We start from the raw sequence: 17,437 nt of genomic DNA on the forward strand, positions 1-17,437 counted from the left end.
CCCAGCGTCTCTCCGAGCCTTCAGCCATGACCAGCCTCGATCAACGTTCGCAAATTCTCCTCAAGACCCTGGTGGAGCACTATATCGCCGAAGGCCAGCCCGTCGGCTCGCGTGCGCTGTCGCGCCATTCCGGCCTCAAGCTCTCACCGGCAACGGTGCGTAACGTGATGTCGGATCTGGAAGAGCTCGGCTTCATTACCAGTCCACACACCTCCGCCGGGCGGGTTCCCACGCCGCTGGGTTACCGCTTCTTCGTGGACAGCCTGCTCACCGTCCAACCCATTGGTATCGGCCAGATGCAGGAAATCAAGGGGCAGATCCAGCCGGGCGAACCCCAGCGGGTCATCAACGCCGCCTCCCAACTGCTGTCGGGTCTCACCCACTTTGCCGGCGTGGTGATCTCCCCCAAACAGGACGCCATCAAGATCCGCCAGATCGAATTCGTCAGCCTCTCGGACACCCGCGTCCTGCTGATCCTCGTAACCACCAGTGGTGACGTACAGAACCGCATCCTGTTTACCAAGCGCCCCTATAGTGCTGCCGAACTGGTCACCGCCGCCAACTACCTCAATCAGAACTTTGCCGGCCTGGCCTTCCCAGAGATTCGCACCCGAATCCAGGACGAACTCAAGCAACTCCGCTCCGACATGACCGACCTCATGAGTGCGGCGGTCGAAGCGGGCAGCGAGGCACTGGAGGAAACCCAGAGTACCTACGTAATCTCCGGCGAAACCAATCTGCTCGACGCGGAAGACCTGTCGTCCAACATGGCCCGCTTGCGTGATCTGTTCAAACTGTTCGAGCAGAAAACCGGCCTGATGCAGTTGCTCGACATCTCCAACCGCGCTCAAGGCGTGCAGATCTTCATCGGCGGAGAGAGCGGACTGAGCCCTCTCGACGACTGCAGCGTCATCACGGCCCCCTACGAAGTAGATGGCCAGTTGGTCGGCTCAGTTGGCGTCATCGGCCCAACTCGCATGGCCTACGAACGAGTGATTCCGATCGTCGACGTCACCGCCCGCCTCCTAACCAGCGCCCTTTCGGGCCACAACTGACGAAAGCCTCCATGACCCGATACTGGCAGGAGCCAGCCTACACCCATGGCCAGGAGCCGCGTACTGGCATCCTGCTGGTCAATCTCGGCACACCGGCGGCCGCAACAGCCGACGCGCTCCGCCCCTATCTGAAGCAATTTCTGTCGGATCCCCGGGTTGTCGAAATTCCCCGCCTCATCTGGTGGCCGATCCTCAACGGCATCATCCTGCGAACCCGCCCGGCCAAGTCTGCCGCGAAGTACGCCAGCGTGTGGACCAACGATGGCTCGCCACTCAAGGTTCACACCGAGAAACAGGCCAAGCTGCTGGCCGGCTTCCTGACCCACGCGGGCCAGCCCGACCTGCAAGTGAGCTGGGCCATGCGTTATGGCCAGCCTTCCATCCGCAAACAGCTGGACGCACTACGGAGCAGTGGTTGCACGCGTATCCTCGTCGTTCCGCTCTACCCCCAGTTTGCCGCCAGCACCACGGCGACCGTCATCGACGAGGTAGCCGACAGCCTTCGCCACTGGCGAAACCTTCCCGAAGTCCGCTACGTACGCAGCTTTGGTGACGACCCTGGCTATATCGCGGCCCTGGCCCAATCGGTGCGTGACCACTGGAAGAAGGAAGGACAAGCCGACAGGCTCGTGCTCAGCTTCCACGGCATTCCGCGTCGCTCCCTGGACCTCGGCGACCCCTACCACTGCGAGTGCCACAAGACGGCCCGTCTGTTGCGCGAGGCACTGCAACTGCCACCGGAACGGATGATCGTCAGCTTCCAGTCGCGCTTCGGCAAGGCAGAATGGCTGACCCCATACACCCAGCCCACGCTGGAAAAACTGGCTCGCGACAAGGCCGCCGCATCCGTGGACGTCATGTGCCCGGGCTTCGTCTCCGACTGCCTGGAAACGCTGGAAGAAATCAACATGGAGTGCCGCGAGGCCTTCCTCCATGCCGGCGGCCAACGCTTCAGCTACATCCCCTGCCTCAACGAACGACAGGACTGGATCGAGGCCCTGACAAGCCTGAGCCTCCGCCACCTGGGCCACTGGCTTGACGAAAGCCCTCTGAACGGGAGTGAACGGACCCTCCAAGCGGAACGCGCCCGCTCCATGGGCGCACTCACATGATGGCAACGAAGGAGCCGGACACCCACGGCAGAAACGGTGATCAGTGGTGAAACTTCTTTTACGCTGGGTTCTGAATGCTGTCGCCCTGATGCTGATTCCCGAGGTCGTCACAAGCATCCGGGTCGACAGCTACACGGCTGCCCTGATCAGCGCACTATTGCTGGGTTTTGTGAACGCGATCCTTCGGCCAATCCTGATCATCATCACATTACCGATCACCATCCTGACCCTCGGCCTGTTCACCCTGATCATCAATGCCTTGATGTTCTGGTCTGTGTCTGGGCTGGTGCGCGGTTTTGTCGTACCCGACTTCCTGACCGCATTCTGGGGGGCGCTGACATACAGCCTGCTGACCTGGATGGTCAGCTTGGCACTGGGCGACAAAGACTGAAGGGGCCCGGGTTGCCGACCTCAGGGCGTGTGGCCGGAGCCCGCGCCCACCACCGCACGACGACGCGTCGTCTTGCGGCGTACCGCGCCCGGATCAAAAGCCCCACTCAGCTTCCCGAGAGCTACCGACCTGGCATCCATGGCCATCTGGAAAGCGCCATCTTCGCCGTATTTCTTGACGGAGAACTTGACCCGCTTGCGCTTTCCGTCCGGTAAAGGCCATGACGCCACCCAGAACCAGCGCTGCTTCTCTTCCGGCAGATCACGGGTTTCCGAGGCGCAATAGCGGCACACACCTACCACGCCCGAACGGTTGTTCTTTTTGACAATATTGGAATATTCGCGCATCGACAGCGGAGGATGGGCTGCAATGATCTCGTCCCGATACGCTTTTGCAGCGACAAACGAACGCTGCTTACCACCGAAGACCCCATCACTGAAGTGCTTGCGATAGATCACCCCACGCCGCTGGATCGTCACCAGCCAACCATGAGTACGGCTGGTTTCGTTATCGACCCGACTGATCCCATAAGTGCTGCCCCGGCCCACGCGTCACCCCCCTCCGCCCGCACAGATATCGCGATACAAGCTGGATTTCGGCCGAATTTGGTGGAACTTTAGATTTTCACAATATACCCATCTGTCTCCGCTTGAAACCCAGAATCAGTCCCCAACATAGAAAGAAACCCTCGCGGAGCCCCCAATGATTGACCCCCTACTGATTGCCTGCCCCCATTGCGCCGCACTCAACCGCATGCCAGCCGCGCGCCTGCAGGACGCTGGGCATTGCGGAAAATGTAAGAAGGCCCTCTTCACCGGCACGCCGATCCACCTGACAGGAAGAAACTTTTCCACTCACGCGGAACGTGGCGGCATTCCCTTGCTGGTGGACTTCTGGGCCCCTTGGTGCGGCCCATGCCGCAGCATGGCTCCCGCCTTCGAGGCCGCGGCAGCAAGCCTCGAACCCCGGTTCAGGCTCGGCAAGGTAAATACGGAGGAGGAATCGGGCCTGGCTGCACGTTTCGGCATTCGAAGCATCCCGACTCTCATACTCATCCACGAGGGCAGGGAAATCGCACGTCACTCCGGCGCCATCGGCAGCCATGACATTCAACACTGGGCACTGGCCAATCTCGGCCATAGCGCTCCTTGACGAAGGAGGCTGTCGTCAGTTGTCGACCAGCTGGAGTTCCATGCCGAAACCGCTCGCCGTAATGCGCTCGGCAGGCGGCCCATCTTTCGACAGATCCCGTTGGGCCTGCCCCAGCCGGCGTGCAACGACAGTCACGAGCCGGGAACGGAAGGCCTCCTGGCATTCATCCGTGGCAAGAGACAACGAGGCCGGATTCAGCTCGAGATACACGGTGGACGTGGTCGTGACCACCGTATTCATGTGTTTGTGCTCCTGCTGGTCGAGATAGGCTAGTTCGCCAAACACCTCGCCATAGGAATGCTCGCAAACACGATGCCCATCGACGGAAATCTCCACGCGCCCGTCGATGACAATCCCAAAACGTTGATCAGCATCCCCTTCTCGCATCAGCAAGGTGTTCGAGTCGACCTTGCGCCAGCGGGAAATACGCAGGATCTCCCAGATTTCCACATCTTCGAACTCTACGAAGAAGGGCATCTTGCGGAGGATGGAGAAGCGCGTCGTATCCTGCGGGAGACTCGTATCGTCGAGGATCTTGTACCTGACCGCCGACAAATCCTTGGCGAAATCGGCGCCGTTCTTGTAACGGGAATACAGATCCTTCTCAAGTGCCTTGCGGATGACCGTATCGAGTTGCTCCGGCAGGTCCGCGTTGATCTGCGAGACAAGGGGCGGCTCGGTGTTGAGAATCTTGTAGATCAGCTGTGCCGGGTTCTTGGCACGGAACGGCAAACGCCCGGTCAGCATGTGAAAAAGCACGACCCCCAGAGAAAACAGGTCGGTCTTCTGATTCAGCGGATAGCCCTTGATCTGCTCCGGGCTCATGTAGGCTGGCGATCCAACCCCCATGATGAAGGTCGAATCGGATTCACTCTTCTTGCTGATGTTGAGAGCCAGCCCGAAGTCAGTGATTTTGACGTTATCCTGCTCATCGATCAGGATGTTGGCCGGCTTGATGTCCCGGTGCACGATACCTTGGCGGTACGCGTAATCCAGCGCCATGCAACACTTGAAAATGATGCCTATCGTCCGGTGCAGCGGGAGAAGATTCTGGAACGTGCAGTACGGCTCCAGCGTCGTGCCGGGAAAGTACTCCATGACGATGTAGGCGTAGTCCTTCTCGACCGCGGCATCGAAGATCTTGATGATGTTCGGGTGATCGAGGCGGCGAGACACGTCCATCTCGGCACGCAGCAGCTTGAGAAGCCTACGATTCCACTTCGCCTCGTCCTTCGACTTGTCATCGAAGCGAATCAGCTTGAGCGCAACCGGCTCCGGGTACTGGGGGTGCTCAGCCAGATAAACGGTTGCCGTGGCGCCACGGCCTACCTCGCGGAGCAGCTTGTATTTGCCAATTTTATCGGGTTCTTGTTCCATACGTGCTTTACGCCCCAGAGCCTGGAAAGATGACCGGGACACGCCGGATTCATCACAATTTTACACCCTCTGTGAATATCGGGCGGCGCCGACGAAAATTGCCCCTTGAAATCTTAACCTGCGCCCCCAAGTTATCGCGAGTCCCAAAAAGGAGCCCTTACCCATGCAAGATCAAGACACCCCGCTGAGCCCCGAAGAAAAGAAAGCCCCGGAGCTCGTGGAAAACGTCACCGGTGCCGAAGCCGAGCAAGCGTCCCAAGCAGCCGATGCGCCGAGTGTCGACTCGCTGCCGAACATCGCTGAACAACTCCGCCAGGCCGAACTGAAGGCTGCCGAGCACCATGACGCGTGGCTCCGGGCCAAGGCCGAGACCGAGAACATCCGGCGCCGCGCCCAGGACGATATCGCCAAGGCCGGCAAGTTCGCCGCCGACAAATTCACTCAGGCCATGCTGCCGGTGAAGGACAGCCTCGAAGCGGCCCTCGCCACCGAGAACGCAACGCTGGAGAGCTTCAAGCAGGGTGTAGAGCTCACGCTCAAGCAACTCGTCTCGGCGTTCCAGGGCGCCAATGTCGTCGAGGTCAATCCAGTCGGCGAAAAGTTCGACCCGAACAAGCATCAGGCCATCAGCGCGATCGAGGCCGAAGGCGAACCCAATACGGTGATCAACGTGCTGCAGAAGGGCTACCTCCTGCACGACCGCACCATTCGCCCAGCCCTCGTGGTCGTATCGAAAGCCAAATCCGCCGCTTGAAAGCTGCGGCGGCATCCCCATATCGGTAACAAGTCAGCGCTCCGCCCCTGTCGGACCGCATCTCAAACAGAATTCGAACTGAAGGAAAACTCATGGGCAAGATCATCGGCATCGACCTCGGCACCACCAACAGCTGTGTTTCCGTGATGGAAGGCGGCAAGCCGAAGGTCATCGAGAACTCCGAAGGCGCGCGCACCACCCCGTCCGTTGTCGCCTACGCTGACGACGGTGAAATCCTGTGCGGCGCCCCTGCCAAGCGCCAGGCCGTCACCAACGCCCGCAACACCCTCTATGCGATCAAGCGCCTGATCGGCCGCCGCTTCGAAGAGAAGGAAGTGCAGAAAGACATCGACCTGATGCCCTTCACCATCGCCAAGGCCGACAACGGCGATGCGTGGGTTGAAGTGCGTGGCAAGAAGATCGCCCCGCCGCAGGTTTCCGCCGAAGTGCTGCGCAAGATGAAGAAGACCGCCGAAGACTACCTTGGCGAAGAAGTCACCGAAGCGGTCATCACCGTTCCGGCCTACTTCAACGACAGCCAGCGCCAGGCCACCAAGGATGCCGGCAAGATCGCGGGCCTCGAAGTCAAGCGCATCATCAACGAGCCGACCGCGGCCGCGCTGGCCTTCGGCATGGACAAGAAGCCGGGCGACTCCAAGATCGCCGTATTCGACCTTGGCGGCGGCACCTTCGACATCTCCATCATCGAAATCGCCGACATCGACGGCGAGCACCAGTTCGAAGTGCTGGCCACCAACGGTGACACCTTCCTGGGCGGCGAAGACTTCGACCAGCGCATCATCGACTACATCGTCACCGAGTTCAAAAAGGAACAGGGCGTCGATCTCAAGAACGACGTGCTGGCCCTTCAGCGCCTGAAGGAAGCCGCCGAAAAGGCCAAGATCGAGCTGTCCTCCGGCCAACAGACCGAAATCAACCTTCCCTACATCACCGCCGACGCCACCGGTCCGAAACACCTGGCCCTGAAGATCACTCGCGCCAAGTTCGAATCCCTGGTCGAAGACCTGGTCGAGCGGACCATCGAGCCCTGCCGCGTGGCCCTGAAGGATGCCGGCGTGAAGGTCTCCGACATCGACGACGTGATCCTGGTCGGCGGCCAGACCCGCATGCCCAAGGTCATCGACAAGGTTAAGGAATTCTTCGGCAAGGATCCGCGCCGTGACGTGAACCCGGACGAAGCCGTCGCCGTTGGCGCCTCCATCCAGGGCGGCGTGCTGCAGGGCGAAGTGAAGGACGTGCTGCTGCTCGACGTCTCCCCGCTGTCCCTCGGCATCGAAACCCTGGGCGGAGTGATGACCAAGCTGATCCAGAAGAACACCACGATCCCGACCAAGGCCTCGCAAGTGTTCTCCACCGCCGACGACAACCAGTCCGCCGTGACCATCCACGTGCTGCAGGGCGAGCGCGAAATGGCTGCCGGCAACAAGAGCCTCGGCCAGTTCAACCTGTCCGACATTCCGCCGGCCCCGCGCGGCATGCCGCAGATCGAAGTCACCTTCGACATCGACGCCAACGGCATTCTTCACGTGTCCGCCAAGGACAAAGCCACCGGCAAGGAAAACAAGATCACCATCAAGGCCAACTCCGGCCTGTCGGATGACGAGATCCAGCAGATGGTTCGTGACGCCGAGGCTCACGCCGAGGAAGACAAGAAGGCCCACGAACTGGTCGATGCACGCAACCAGCTCGACACCCTGGTCCACTCCGTGAAGAAGGCCCTGGCCGAGCACGGCGACAAGATCGGCGAAGACAAGGCCAAGATCGAAGCCGCCATCAAGGACGCCGAAGAGGCTATCAAGACCGGCGACAAGGCTGCCATCGATGCCAAGAGCGAAGCCCTGGCCACCGTCAGCCAGAAGCTCGGCGAACACATCTACGCCCAGGCCCAGGCTGAAGCTGGCGCGGCCGGCGGCGCCGGTGCCGGTGCAGGCGCATCTGCCGGTGGCGCCAAGGCCAACGATCCGGACGTGGTCGACGCCGAGTTCACCGAAGTGAAGGACAAGAAGTAAGCCTGTCCGGCATCACTGCCACATAGACAGTTCCGGCCGAGCCATGCCGGCGCCCCGCGCGCCGCTCGGCTCGGCCTTTCCACAAGATAGCCAGAGCACCCAAAAATGGCGAAACGGGATTTATACGAGATCCTCGGCGTCAATCGTGACGCCTCCGAGGATGAACTGAAAAAGGCCTACCGCAAGCTGGCCATGAAGTTCCATCCGGACCGCAATCCGGACAACAAGGAAGCCGAAGAGAAGTTCAAGGAGGTCAAGGAAGCCTACGAGATCCTGACCGACAGCAACAAGCGCGCCGCCTACGACCGCTACGGCCATGCCGGAGTCGATCCTTCGATGGGCGGTGGTGGCGGTGGCGGCCAGGGCTTCGACGGCTTTGCCGACGCGTTCGGCGACATCTTCGGTGACATCTTCGGTGGTGGCGGCGGACGCGGACGTTCCAACGTCTATCGCGGCGCTGACCTGCGCTACAACCTCGAAATCACGCTAGAGGAAGCCGCCCGTGGTGCCGAGAAGACAATCCGGATTCCCGCTCTCGAGGAATGCGACAGCTGCCACGGCAGCGGCGCCAAGCCCGGCACCCAGCCCAAGACCTGCCCCACCTGCGGCGGCGCCGGCCAGGTGCGCATCCAGCAGGGCTTCTTCTCGATCCAGCAGACCTGCCCGAAGTGCCACGGCAGCGGCCGCATCATCCCCGAGCCCTGCTCGTCCTGCGGCGGCGCCGGCCGGATCAAGCGCCAGAAGACCCTGGAAGTGAAGATCCCTGCCGGCATCGACGACGGCATGCGCCTGCGCCACAGCGGCCATGGTGAGCCTGGTGTCAATGGTGGCCCGGCCGGCGATCTCTACGTGGAAATCCACATCAAGCAGCACCCGGTTTTCCAGCGGGACGGCGACGATCTTCACTGCGAAATGCCGATCAGCTTCACCACCGCAGCACTGGGTGGCGAGATCGAAATCCCCACTCTCGACGGCGCTGCCGGTATCCGCATTCCGGCGGAGACGCAGAGTGCCAAGGTGTTCCGCCTGCGCGGCAAGGGCATCCGCAACGTGCGCAGCCACGCCCCTGGCGATCTGATGGTGCACGTGATCGTGGAAACTCCCGTCAAGCTGACCGAAAGGCAGAAAGAACTGCTGCGGGAATTCGATGAAATCGCGTCGTCCAATGCCGAGCGTCACAACCCGAAGGCAAAGTCCTGGATGGACAAGGTGAAGGACTTCTTCGGCGCCTGATCATTGCCGCACTGCAGCAGCCTGACACGCGGGCCGACGTTGTTTCAACGTCGGCCCGCGTGCTTTCCGAAAGGCATTTTTTTTGTCCTATACTCGTGGCCGGCTCCGATTTGATTAACAAAAAATAATGACAATCATGCCCTTCCACACCATAAAGAAACTGATCACCTGTATTGGCGCCGGCATGATGCTGGCGTCAGGCACACCAAGCCAGGCGGCCGATCCGGGCGTAGGAGACACCACTATCACACTGGGCATGTCTGCCCCTTTCAGCGGCCCCAACGGCGCCTATGGCAAGGAGATGAAGGAAGGCGCCCTCGCCTATTTCGCGCAGTTGAACGCCGCCGGCGGCATCAACGGTAGAAAGGTGGAACTGGTCACCCTCGACGATGGCTACGAAACCGACAAGGCCGTCGCCAATACCCGCAAGCTCATCAACGAGCACAAGGTTTTCGCGCTGATGGCCTTCTACGGCTCATCCCCGACCACCGAAGCGATGAAGGTATTCAGCGAAGCCAGGGTTCCCCTGATCGGCACCATCAGCGGGGCAGGCAGCCTGCGCAACCCCGTCAATCGCTACATGTTCCACCTGCGTGCCAGCTACGCCGACGAAACCGAGGCCATCGTCAATCACCTCGTCGGCCTGGGTATCACCAATATCGCAGTGTTCTACCAGAACGACGGCTTCGGGAAGTCGGGCCTGGAAGGGGTTACGGCCACGCTGGCCCATCACAAGCTGAAGCCAGTCGCCGTGGGCTCTATCGAGCGCAACTCCCTTGAAGTGGGACCCGCCGTCGCCCAGATCGCCAAGGCCAACCCTCAGGCCGTCATCATGGCCACCCTTTACAAGCCCAGCGCCGAATTCGTCCGGCAGATGCGCAAGGCCGGGCAGATGCCCCAGTTCTCGACCCTGTCCCCCGTCGGTGCCGACCTGCTGGTTGGAGAACTGGGAGCAAAGGATGCACACGGCATCGGCATATCCCAGGTCATGCCCTATCCCTGGAACGACACCCTGCCCGTCGTCAAGGAATACCAGAAGGCGCTACAGTCCTTCGCCAAGCACGGTAACTACAGCTATTACGGCATTGAAGGCTACATCAACGCAAAGGTCATGACCGAGGCGCTCAAAAAGGCCGGCAAGGAACCCAGCCGGGAAAAACTGGTTTCGATCCTAGAAGGCGGCAGCGTTGATGTCGGTGGTTACCGCGTCACCTACACGTCCACCAATCACAACGGGTCACGCTTCGTCGACCTGACGGTGCTAGGCCGCGACGGTCGCATCCTGCACTGAGCGACAGCGCCCAGCAGCTGTACCTCAAAAAGCAGAAGGCCTCGCGAAACCAGTCGGTTCGCGAGGCCTTCTCTCTTCGGGCCCGCCCAAGGCGGAACAGCCTGAATCAGGCCCGCCGCCAGATCGTCCCTTGGGGCGTATCTTCGAGCGCGATTCCATCGGCCAGCAATTCGGCCCGAATCCGATCGGCCTCAGCGAAGTTCTTCGCCTTCTTGGCCGCGATACGTGCTTCAATCTTGGCCTCGATCACCGCAGAGTCTCCTTCGTCGCTATCGACCCCAGCCTGCAGGAATGTGGTCGGCACCTGCTCCAGCAATCCCAGCACCCCGCCCAGCGCCTTGAGCTCAGCCGCAGCTTCGGCTGACCGGGAACGGTTCACCTCGTTGGCCAGATCAAACAGCACCGACAAGGCTTCCGCCGTATTGAAGTCGTCGTCCATGGCCAGCTTGAAGCGTGCCGCAGTCGGCGTGCTCCAATCGATTGCCGCGGCCTGGGCCGCCGGAACATTGCGCAACGCCGTATACAGGCGCGATAGCGCGTTGCGGGCATCCACCAAGTGGGCGTCGGAATAATTGAGCGGGCTGCGGTAGTGGGCCCGCAGGATGAAGAAACGCACCACTTCAGGCGCATAGTCCTTCAACACGTCGCGAATGGTGAAGAAATTGCCGAGGCTCTTCGACATCTTCTCATCGTCCACCCGAACGAAACCGTTGTGCATCCAGTAATTGACGAAAGAGCACTGATGCGCTCCCTCGCTCTGCGCAATCTCGTTCTCGTGATGGGGGAACTGCAGGTCCGCTCCACCACCGTGGATATCGAAATGATCGCCAAGCAGCTCGGAGCTCATTGCCGAGCACTCGATATGCCAGCCTGGGCGTCCGGGCCCCCACGGGGACTCCCACTTGACCTCATCCGGCTCCTCGGCGCGCGCATGCTTCCACAGCACAAAGTCGAGCGGATCCTGCTTGCCACCTGCAACTTCCACACGCTCCCCCGCCCGCAGCTCGTCGAGCGACTTGCCTGACAACTTGCCGTAGCCATCGAACTTACGCACGGAATAGCACACATCCGAATTGGCCGCCTTGTAGGCCAGGCCGTGACGCTCCAGATCACCTATCAGGCGCTGCATCGACGGAACGAACTCGGTGGCGCGCGGCTCATGGTCTGGACGCAGTACCCCCAGCGCATCGGCATCCTCGTGCATGGCCGCGATGAAACGGTCCGTCAGCGTGCGGATGCTCTCTCCGTTTTCCTGCGCGCGCTTGATGATTTTGTCGTCGATGTCGGTAATGTTCCGCACGTAGGTCACCGCATATCCGCTCGAACGCAACCAACGCGCCACCATGTCGAACACCACCATCACGCGAGCATGTCCCAGGTGGCAGTAGTCATAAACCGTCATGCCGCAAACATACATGCGGACCTTGCCAGGTTCGATGGGACTGAACTGCTCCTTCTTGCGCGAAAGGGAGTTATGAATTTTCAACATGAGGAAGACCGCTAGAAAACCGAATGGGAAATTAAAACGGCGGCAACCCGCCCATAGCAGAAACGGACATCGCCAACGGGATGCTCAACGGCATCTCCGGGAGTGCTCATGGTCGGCAACTACGCTTCTTGGTAAAATAAAAGACTTGTAGCCGAACCACCCCGACACAAAGCCTGCGTGCCTTGCGCATGGGCCTGATAATAACACATGTCAAAACGAGCCCTGGCCGCCGCCCTGTTCCTTCATGCCCTGCTGTGCAGCCCGGTTCAGGCCGAATCCGTGCAGGAGTTGCAGGTACTCCTCAAGCAAGGTCAATTTGCGCGCGTCGTCGAACGTAGCGACGCGCTGCTGGCAAGCAAGCCACGCGATGTGCAGCTGCGCTTCCTGAAAGGCGTTGCCCTCGCAGAACTCAACCGCAATTCCGACGCGATTGCGGTGTTTCAGAAGCTGACCGAGGACTACCCTGACCTGCCAGAGCCCTACAACAACCTCGCCGTACTGTACGCACAGCAGAAACAATACGACAAGGCGCGGGCTGCCCTGGAAACAGCCATCCGGACGCACCCCAGCTACGCCACAGCACACGAGAACCTCGGCGACATCTATGCCCGGCTCGCCAGCCAGGCCTATGACAAGGCCTTGTCCCTGGACTCATCCAACGCTGCTGCACAGAGCAAGCTGTCGATGATTCGCGAGATCATGAGCATCTCGCCCGCCAAGGCCATTCCACAATCGCCCGTGGCCGCGCCCCCCACCAGCTTGCCCGCCCGGCCTGCCGCTCCGCCCCCTGTCGCCCCCCCAGCGCCGAAACCTACTCCTGCCGTTGCGACTGCACCAGCAACGACAGCGTCGGCGATAGCCACCAAGGAAGAGCCCAAGCTCGCCCCCAAACGGGCCCTGGACACGGCAGAGGACTCAGCCCACTCCAGTGCCGCCGTCACCAAGGTGGTACAGAGCTGGGCCACGGCCTGGTCACGGAAGGACGTCAAGGGCTATCTGGCCCATTACGCGCGCGATTTCGAACCTCCCAAGGGCCAGAACCGCAAGACTTGGGAGGATGAACGCAGCCAACGCCTGTCTAAGCCAGGCGAAATCGAAGTGGGGATCGAGAACCTCAAGATCGTCGGTATCGACAACAATCGCGCCACCGTCAAACTGCGTCAGAACTACCGCTCGGCCAATCTATCCTCCTCGTCCGGCAAGACCCTGGTGCTGATCTGGCAGGACGGCAAATGGCTGATCCAGCAGGAGCGGGTCGGCAACTGATGCGCTGGATTCATGTGGTCTTGCGGGGAACACTGGCACTGCTGCTGGCATGTCCGCTGCTGGCTGCCGGTACGCCGGGCGTTCCGGCAGCCGCTCCCGCGGCCACCCCTGACGCAGCGCTCGGCGCCATCATCCAGGCAATCTCGCGCAGCCGGCTGGATGATGCGCTGACGCAAACCGAGGCGCTCATCGCCCAGCATCCCAACTTCCGGCTTGCTCACCTGATTCGGGGAGATCTTCTGCTGGCGCGCAGCCGCCCTCTCGACGCCTTCGGCAACGCGAGCAGCGCACCTGAAGAGAAGCTCAGCGACCTGCGGGAAGAGGCGATTGTCCGACTGAAAGCCTATCGCAACCGCCCGCCCGCCCACTACGTACCGCGTTACCTGCTTCAGATGGCGCCCGAACAAACACACGCCATCGTGGTGGACACCCTGCGGTCGCGCCTGTACGTCTATCAGAACGACGACGGCCGACCGCGCTTCATCACCGACTACTACATCACGCACGGCAAGCTGGGTACCGAGAAGGGGCGCGAAGGGGACAAGCGCACCCCCATCGGTGTCTATCACGTGACCGCCAGCCTGCCGCCCCAGAAACTGTCCGACTTCTACGGCAATGGCGCGTTTCCGATCAGTTACCCGAACGAATGGGACAGGCTGCAGGGACGGGACGGTCACGGCATCTGGCTACATGGAACGCCCAGCGACACTTACTCCCGCCCACCGCGTGCCTCCGACGGCTGTGTGGTGCTGACCAATCCGGATCTGGCCAGGCTCGCCGGATTCCTTCAGGTCGGCATCACGCCGGTCATCATCAGCAACACCGTGGAATGGCTCAACATCGAAGACTGGAGATCCGAACGCGACGCCCTTCTGCAACAGGTAGAGGCCTGGCGCAAGGACTGGGAAGGCCGCCACGTGGACCGCTACCTCTCCCACTACTCCCGCCAGTTCCGCAACAATGAGGGCGGTTACGCACAATGGGCCGAACAGAAACGGATGGTTGCGGGCGGCAAGACCTGGATCAAGGTTGCACTGGGAAAACTGAGCATCTTCCGCAGCCCCGGCAAGCAGGACATGGCCGTGATCACCTTCGAGCAGGACTACCGGAGCAACAACCTTTCCAACGTACTCAAGAAACGTCAATACTGGCAGAAAGAACGAGGTCGCTGGAAGATCGTCTATGAAGGCTTCGCCTGACCCCAATCACCACTGCACCCAAGGACACCCCATGAAGAAAGCCCTCCTGACCCTCGCACTTGCCTGCCACAGTCTCTTTGCCCTAGCCGCCAATCCCCAGGTCGAGATGAAGACCAGTGAAGGCACCATCGTGCTTGAGCTCTACCCGGAGAAGGCCCCCAAGACGGTGGCCAACTTTCTCGAATACGTGAAGAGTGGCTTTTACGAGGGACTGATCTTTCATCGCGTCATCGACGGCTTCATGATCCAGGGCGGCGGTATGAATGCCCGCATGGAAGAGAAGCGCACGCGGGCCCCGATCGAGAATGAAGCCCGCAACGGACTCAAGAACGACGCCGGCACCATTGCCATGGCGCGCACCCAGGACCCCAACTCCGCGGCCGCCCAGTTCTTCATCAATCTCGAGGACAACCGCCCGCTGAACTATCCGTCGCCCGACGGTGCAGGCTATGCGGTCTTCGGCAAGGTCAGTAACGGCATGGATATCGTCCGCAAGATCGGCAAGACCCCGACTGCCAGCCGGGGCTTTCATCGGGACGTTCCCGCCACCCCGATCACCATTCAGTCTGTCCGCCAACTGCCGGATCAGGCTGGCAAATAACCCTCCCACACCTACCCACAGGAGCATCTCATGGCTGTCAAACTCAGCACCAACCACGGCGACATCGTCATCGAACTGGACGCCGACAAGGCCCCCGAAACGGTCAAGAACTTCATCTCTTACGTTGAAGCCGGCCACTACGACAACACGATCTTCCACCGCGTGATCAACGGCTTCATGATCCAGGGCGGCGGTTTCGAACCGGGCATGAAGCAAAAGGCGACCCAGGCGCCGATCAAGAACGAAGCCGACAACGGCCTCAAGAACGACGCCGGCACCGTCGCCATGGCACGCACCCAGGATCCGCACTCTGCCACCGCCCAGTTCTTCATCAACGTGGCCAACAACGACTTCCTGAACTACCGCTCGCCCGACATCCAGGGCTGGGGCTACTGTGTCTTCGGCCGCGTGACCGAAGGCCTGGACATCATCGAGAAGATCAAAGGCGTCAAGACCGGCTCTGCCGGCTTCCATCAGGACGTACCGAAGGAAGATGTGGTAATTACCCGCGCTGAAGTCATCTAAGGATCAGGGGCGACCGGCACCATGCAAATCCATTTCATCTCCGATCTGCACCTGAGCGCCGATCGCCCCAGCCTGACCGCCCTGTTCGAACGTTATCTGGCCGGACCAGCCCGGGAGGCCGGCAGCGTTTACATACTCGGTGACCTGTTCGAATACTGGGCCGGTGATGACGATCTCGACGATCCGCTCAATCGTGGGGTTGCCGAAACGCTTGCCCGCTTCGCCGCGGACGGCGGCAAGGTCTACTTCATGGCTGGCAATCGCGATTTCCTGCTGGGCAAGGAATTCGCCACCCGGGCCCACCTGCAGATCCTGCAGGAACCGACGCTGATCCGGCTGAGCGAACAGCGCACCCTGCTGTGCCATGGAGACGGCTTGTGCACCGACGATCTGGCCTATCAGGCTTTCCGGAAACAAGTGCGCGACCCCGCCTGGCAAGCCCAATTCCTGGCGCAACCCTTAGCAATACGCAAACAGATCATCGCTGGCGTGCGCATGAAGAGTGAAACCGCCAAATCCGAAAAGGACGCAGCGATCATGGACGTCAATGAAGACGCGGTCGCCTCCCTGCTCCGGGAACATGGCTATCCGCTGCTGATTCACGGACACACCCATCGGCCGGCCGTCCACACCCTGGATATGGAGGGGCACGGCTGCCAACGCTGGGTGCTTGCAGACTGGAGAATCCAGGCCGGACGAGTCTCTGGAGAAGTGCTGGTGTGGGCTGACGGAAAGCTCTCCCGCCAGCCCCTGAACTGACAGACCTACAACAGCGCCTTCAGATCAGCGCCAACCCACGGGCCAGGTCGGCCTTCAGGTCGTCGACGGCCTCCAGCCCAACCGCCAGACGCAGCAGGCTTTCACGAATGCCCGCAGCTTCACGCGCCTCCGGCGAGATGCGGCCGTGGGTGGTGGACGCCGGATGCGTCAGGGTAGTCTTGGTGTCGCCGAGATTGGCCGTGATCGACACCACCTGCGTCGCATCCACGACCCTCCAGGCCTCAGCCCGGCCGCCCTTCACTTCAAAGCTGACGATTGCGCCACCGCTGCTCTGCTGGCGCTGGGCCAGCACATGCTGCGGATGGGACTCCAGCCCGGGATAGAACACCCGCGCGACCTGCGGCTGTGCCTCAAGCCAGCGGGCCAGCTCCAGGGCACTGGAGGACTGGGCCGCCATCCGGATCTTGAGGGTCTCGAGCCCCTTCAGGATCACCCACGCATTGAATGGCGAAATGCACGGCCCTGCGGTCCGTAGAAACTTGAATACCTCGTTCACCAAAACCCTGCTGCCGCATACGGCACCACCGAGGACCCGCCCCTGGCCATCAAGATACTTGGTGGCCGAGTGGATCACCAGATCGGCACCGAGCTTGAGCGGCTGTTGCAAGGCCGGCGAGCAGAAGCAGTTGTCCACCGCCAGCAATGCACCAGCCTCGTGGGCGACGGCGGCCACGGCAGCAACATCCACCAGCTCGGTCAGAGGGTTGGACGGTGACTCGACAAAGAATAGCTTGGTCGTCGGCGTCACGGCCGCCCGATAGGCGTCCAGGTCCGTGGCTGGCACGAAAGTCGTCGTGATGCCGAAGCGCGACAAGATGTTGCCGAACAGCTGCTGGGTGGCGCCGAACAAGCCGTGCGAAGCGACGATATGATCGCCGGCACTCAACAACGCCATCACCGTAGACATGATCGCCGCCATGCCGGATGCGGTCGCCACGCAAGCCTCGGCCCCCTCCAGCGCGGCCAGGCGCTGCTGCATGGCCGTAACCGTTGGATTGGTGAAACGAGCGTAGACGTTGCCCTCCTCTTCACCGGAGAAGCGCGCCGCGGCCTGGGCCGCACTCTCGAACACAAAGCTCGACGTGAGATACAAGGCCTCGGAGTGCTCGTTGAACTGACTGCGCGCGATGCCGGCGCGTACCGCCAGTGTCTCGAGCTCCAGGTCATCCATGGGGTTCATCT

The 17,437-nt window shown here is 61.1% G+C and carries 17 protein-coding genes; 13 read left to right on the plus strand and 4 right to left on the minus strand.

The features are described 5' to 3' along the window. Positions 1-26: 26 nt before the first annotated feature. Genes hrcA through B4920_RS05680 form a run of 3 tightly spaced genes read left to right on the plus strand, consistent with a single transcriptional unit; the run spans position 27 to position 2,558 of the window. Positions 27-1,055: a heat-inducible transcriptional repressor HrcA gene (gene hrcA, locus B4920_RS05670; protein ID WP_079433640.1), complete on the plus strand. Its 1,029-nt coding sequence runs from the start codon at positions 27-29 to the stop codon at positions 1,053-1,055. An 11-nt stretch (positions 1,056-1,066) separates the two neighbouring features. After that, positions 1,067-2,167, plus strand: coding sequence for a ferrochelatase (hemH, locus tag B4920_RS05675; RefSeq protein WP_079433641.1), 1,101 nt, complete (start codon positions 1,067-1,069; stop codon positions 2,165-2,167). A 43-nt stretch (positions 2,168-2,210) separates the two neighbouring features. Beyond that, positions 2,211-2,558: a phage holin family protein gene (locus B4920_RS05680; RefSeq protein WP_254050838.1), complete on the plus strand. Its 348-nt coding sequence runs from the start codon at positions 2,211-2,213 to the stop codon at positions 2,556-2,558. Between the two features lie 20 nt (positions 2,559-2,578). Here B4920_RS05680 and B4920_RS05685 read toward each other — a convergent pair whose 3' ends face one another. Beyond that, positions 2,579-3,106 carry an AP2 domain-containing protein gene (locus tag B4920_RS05685; RefSeq protein ID WP_079433643.1) on the minus strand — a complete coding sequence of 176 codons (528 nt, stop codon included), beginning with the start codon at positions 3,104-3,106 and terminating at the stop codon, positions 2,579-2,581. 154 nt (positions 3,107-3,260) lie between these two features. Here B4920_RS05685 and trxC point away from each other — a divergent pair, with 154 nt between their 5' ends. Next, complete coding sequence (trxC, locus tag B4920_RS05690; protein ID WP_079433644.1) at positions 3,261-3,710, plus strand: thioredoxin TrxC; 450 nt, start codon at positions 3,261-3,263, stop codon at positions 3,708-3,710. Positions 3,711-3,725: 15 nt separating this feature from the next. On the opposite strand, the gene B4920_RS05695 is transcribed toward trxC, so the two are convergent. Then, positions 3,726-5,087 carry a serine/threonine-protein kinase gene (locus tag B4920_RS05695; RefSeq protein ID WP_079433645.1) on the minus strand — a complete coding sequence of 454 codons (1,362 nt, stop codon included), beginning with the start codon at positions 5,085-5,087 and terminating at the stop codon, positions 3,726-3,728. A gap of 163 nt (positions 5,088-5,250) precedes the next feature. Here B4920_RS05695 and grpE point away from each other — a divergent pair, with 163 nt between their 5' ends. The 4 genes from grpE to B4920_RS05715 all read left to right on the plus strand — a co-directional run bounded on the left by grpE (position 5,251) and on the right by B4920_RS05715 (position 10,395). Continuing rightward, positions 5,251-5,841 (plus strand): nucleotide exchange factor GrpE, encoded by a 591-nt coding sequence (gene grpE, locus B4920_RS05700; RefSeq protein WP_079433646.1) that lies wholly within the window; start codon positions 5,251-5,253, stop codon positions 5,839-5,841. 92 nt (positions 5,842-5,933) lie between these two features. Continuing rightward, on the plus strand, positions 5,934-7,871 hold the full coding sequence (gene dnaK, locus B4920_RS05705; protein WP_079433647.1) for a molecular chaperone DnaK: 1,938 nt from the start codon (positions 5,934-5,936) through the stop codon (positions 7,869-7,871). 105 nt (positions 7,872-7,976) lie between these two features. After that, a complete protein-coding gene (gene dnaJ, locus B4920_RS05710; RefSeq protein WP_079433648.1) occupies positions 7,977-9,104 on the plus strand; it encodes a molecular chaperone DnaJ in 1,128 nt (375 codons plus the stop codon). Positions 9,105-9,291: 187 nt separating this feature from the next. Continuing rightward, positions 9,292-10,395 carry an ABC transporter substrate-binding protein gene (locus B4920_RS05715; RefSeq protein ID WP_256376080.1) on the plus strand — a complete coding sequence of 368 codons (1,104 nt, stop codon included), beginning with the start codon at positions 9,292-9,294 and terminating at the stop codon, positions 10,393-10,395. A gap of 106 nt (positions 10,396-10,501) precedes the next feature. Here the strand turns inward: B4920_RS05715 and cysS are convergent, their stop codons facing one another. Further along, on the minus strand, positions 10,502-11,884 hold the full coding sequence (gene cysS, locus B4920_RS05720; protein WP_079433649.1) for a cysteine--tRNA ligase: 1,383 nt from the start codon (positions 11,882-11,884) through the stop codon (positions 10,502-10,504). Positions 11,885-12,091: 207 nt separating this feature from the next. Here cysS and B4920_RS05725 point away from each other — a divergent pair, with 207 nt between their 5' ends. From B4920_RS05725 to B4920_RS05745, 5 genes are read left to right on the plus strand one after another with little or no spacing between them, the layout of a single operon-like run. Next, the gene (locus B4920_RS05725) at positions 12,092-13,150 is read left to right on the plus strand and encodes a tetratricopeptide repeat protein (protein WP_079433650.1); all 1,059 of its coding nucleotides are present in this window, start codon (positions 12,092-12,094) and stop codon (positions 13,148-13,150) included. Next, positions 13,117-14,349 (plus strand): murein L,D-transpeptidase family protein, encoded by a 1,233-nt coding sequence (locus B4920_RS05730; protein WP_254050840.1) that lies wholly within the window; start codon positions 13,117-13,119, stop codon positions 14,347-14,349. The genes B4920_RS05725 and B4920_RS05730 overlap by 34 nt, the downstream gene beginning before the upstream one ends. A 31-nt stretch (positions 14,350-14,380) precedes the next feature. Then, complete coding sequence (locus tag B4920_RS05735; RefSeq protein ID WP_079433652.1) at positions 14,381-14,950, plus strand: peptidylprolyl isomerase; 570 nt, start codon at positions 14,381-14,383, stop codon at positions 14,948-14,950. Between the two features lie 30 nt (positions 14,951-14,980). Further along, positions 14,981-15,475, plus strand: coding sequence for a peptidylprolyl isomerase (locus B4920_RS05740; RefSeq protein WP_079433653.1), 495 nt, complete (start codon positions 14,981-14,983; stop codon positions 15,473-15,475). A 21-nt stretch (positions 15,476-15,496) separates the two neighbouring features. Continuing rightward, entirely contained in the window at positions 15,497-16,234 is a 738-nt protein-coding gene (locus tag B4920_RS05745; protein ID WP_079433654.1) for a UDP-2,3-diacylglucosamine diphosphatase, read from the plus strand. A 19-nt stretch (positions 16,235-16,253) separates the two neighbouring features. Here the strand turns inward: B4920_RS05745 and B4920_RS05750 are convergent, their stop codons facing one another. Continuing rightward, positions 16,254-17,435, minus strand: a complete 1,182-nt coding sequence (locus B4920_RS05750; protein ID WP_079433655.1) for an O-succinylhomoserine sulfhydrylase — start codon at positions 17,433-17,435, stop codon at positions 16,254-16,256. Between the last annotated feature and the right edge of the window lie 2 nt (positions 17,436-17,437).

Origin of the sequence: Zoogloea sp. LCSB751 (assembly GCF_002028455.1) — a bacterium.
Lineage (GTDB): Bacteria > Pseudomonadota > Gammaproteobacteria > Burkholderiales > Rhodocyclaceae > Zoogloea.

Coding starts and splice junctions, on each gene's coding strand:
- hrcA (WP_079433640.1), top strand. CDS start 27: ATGACCAGCCTCGATCAACGTTCGCAAATTCTCCTCAAGACCCTGGTG.
- hemH (WP_079433641.1), top strand. CDS start 1,067: ATGACCCGATACTGGCAGGAGCCAGCCTACACCCATGGCCAGGAGCCG.
- trxC (WP_079433644.1), top strand. CDS start 3,261: ATGATTGACCCCCTACTGATTGCCTGCCCCCATTGCGCCGCACTCAAC.
- B4920_RS05695 (WP_079433645.1), bottom strand. CDS start 5,087: ATGGAACAAGAACCCGATAAAATTGGCAAATACAAGCTGCTCCGCGAG.
- grpE (WP_079433646.1), top strand. CDS start 5,251: ATGCAAGATCAAGACACCCCGCTGAGCCCCGAAGAAAAGAAAGCCCCG.
- dnaK (WP_079433647.1), top strand. CDS start 5,934: ATGGGCAAGATCATCGGCATCGACCTCGGCACCACCAACAGCTGTGTT.
- dnaJ (WP_079433648.1), top strand. CDS start 7,977: ATGGCGAAACGGGATTTATACGAGATCCTCGGCGTCAATCGTGACGCC.
- B4920_RS05715 (WP_256376080.1), top strand. CDS start 9,292: ATGCTGGCGTCAGGCACACCAAGCCAGGCGGCCGATCCGGGCGTAGGA.
- cysS (WP_079433649.1), bottom strand. CDS start 11,884: ATGTTGAAAATTCATAACTCCCTTTCGCGCAAGAAGGAGCAGTTCAGT.
- B4920_RS05725 (WP_079433650.1), top strand. CDS start 12,092: ATGTCAAAACGAGCCCTGGCCGCCGCCCTGTTCCTTCATGCCCTGCTG.
- B4920_RS05730 (WP_254050840.1), top strand. CDS start 13,117: ATGGCTGATCCAGCAGGAGCGGGTCGGCAACTGATGCGCTGGATTCAT.
- B4920_RS05735 (WP_079433652.1), top strand. CDS start 14,381: ATGAAGAAAGCCCTCCTGACCCTCGCACTTGCCTGCCACAGTCTCTTT.
- B4920_RS05740 (WP_079433653.1), top strand. CDS start 14,981: ATGGCTGTCAAACTCAGCACCAACCACGGCGACATCGTCATCGAACTG.
- B4920_RS05745 (WP_079433654.1), top strand. CDS start 15,497: ATGCAAATCCATTTCATCTCCGATCTGCACCTGAGCGCCGATCGCCCC.
- B4920_RS05750 (WP_079433655.1), bottom strand. CDS start 17,435: ATGAACCCCATGGATGACCTGGAGCTCGAGACACTGGCGGTACGCGCC.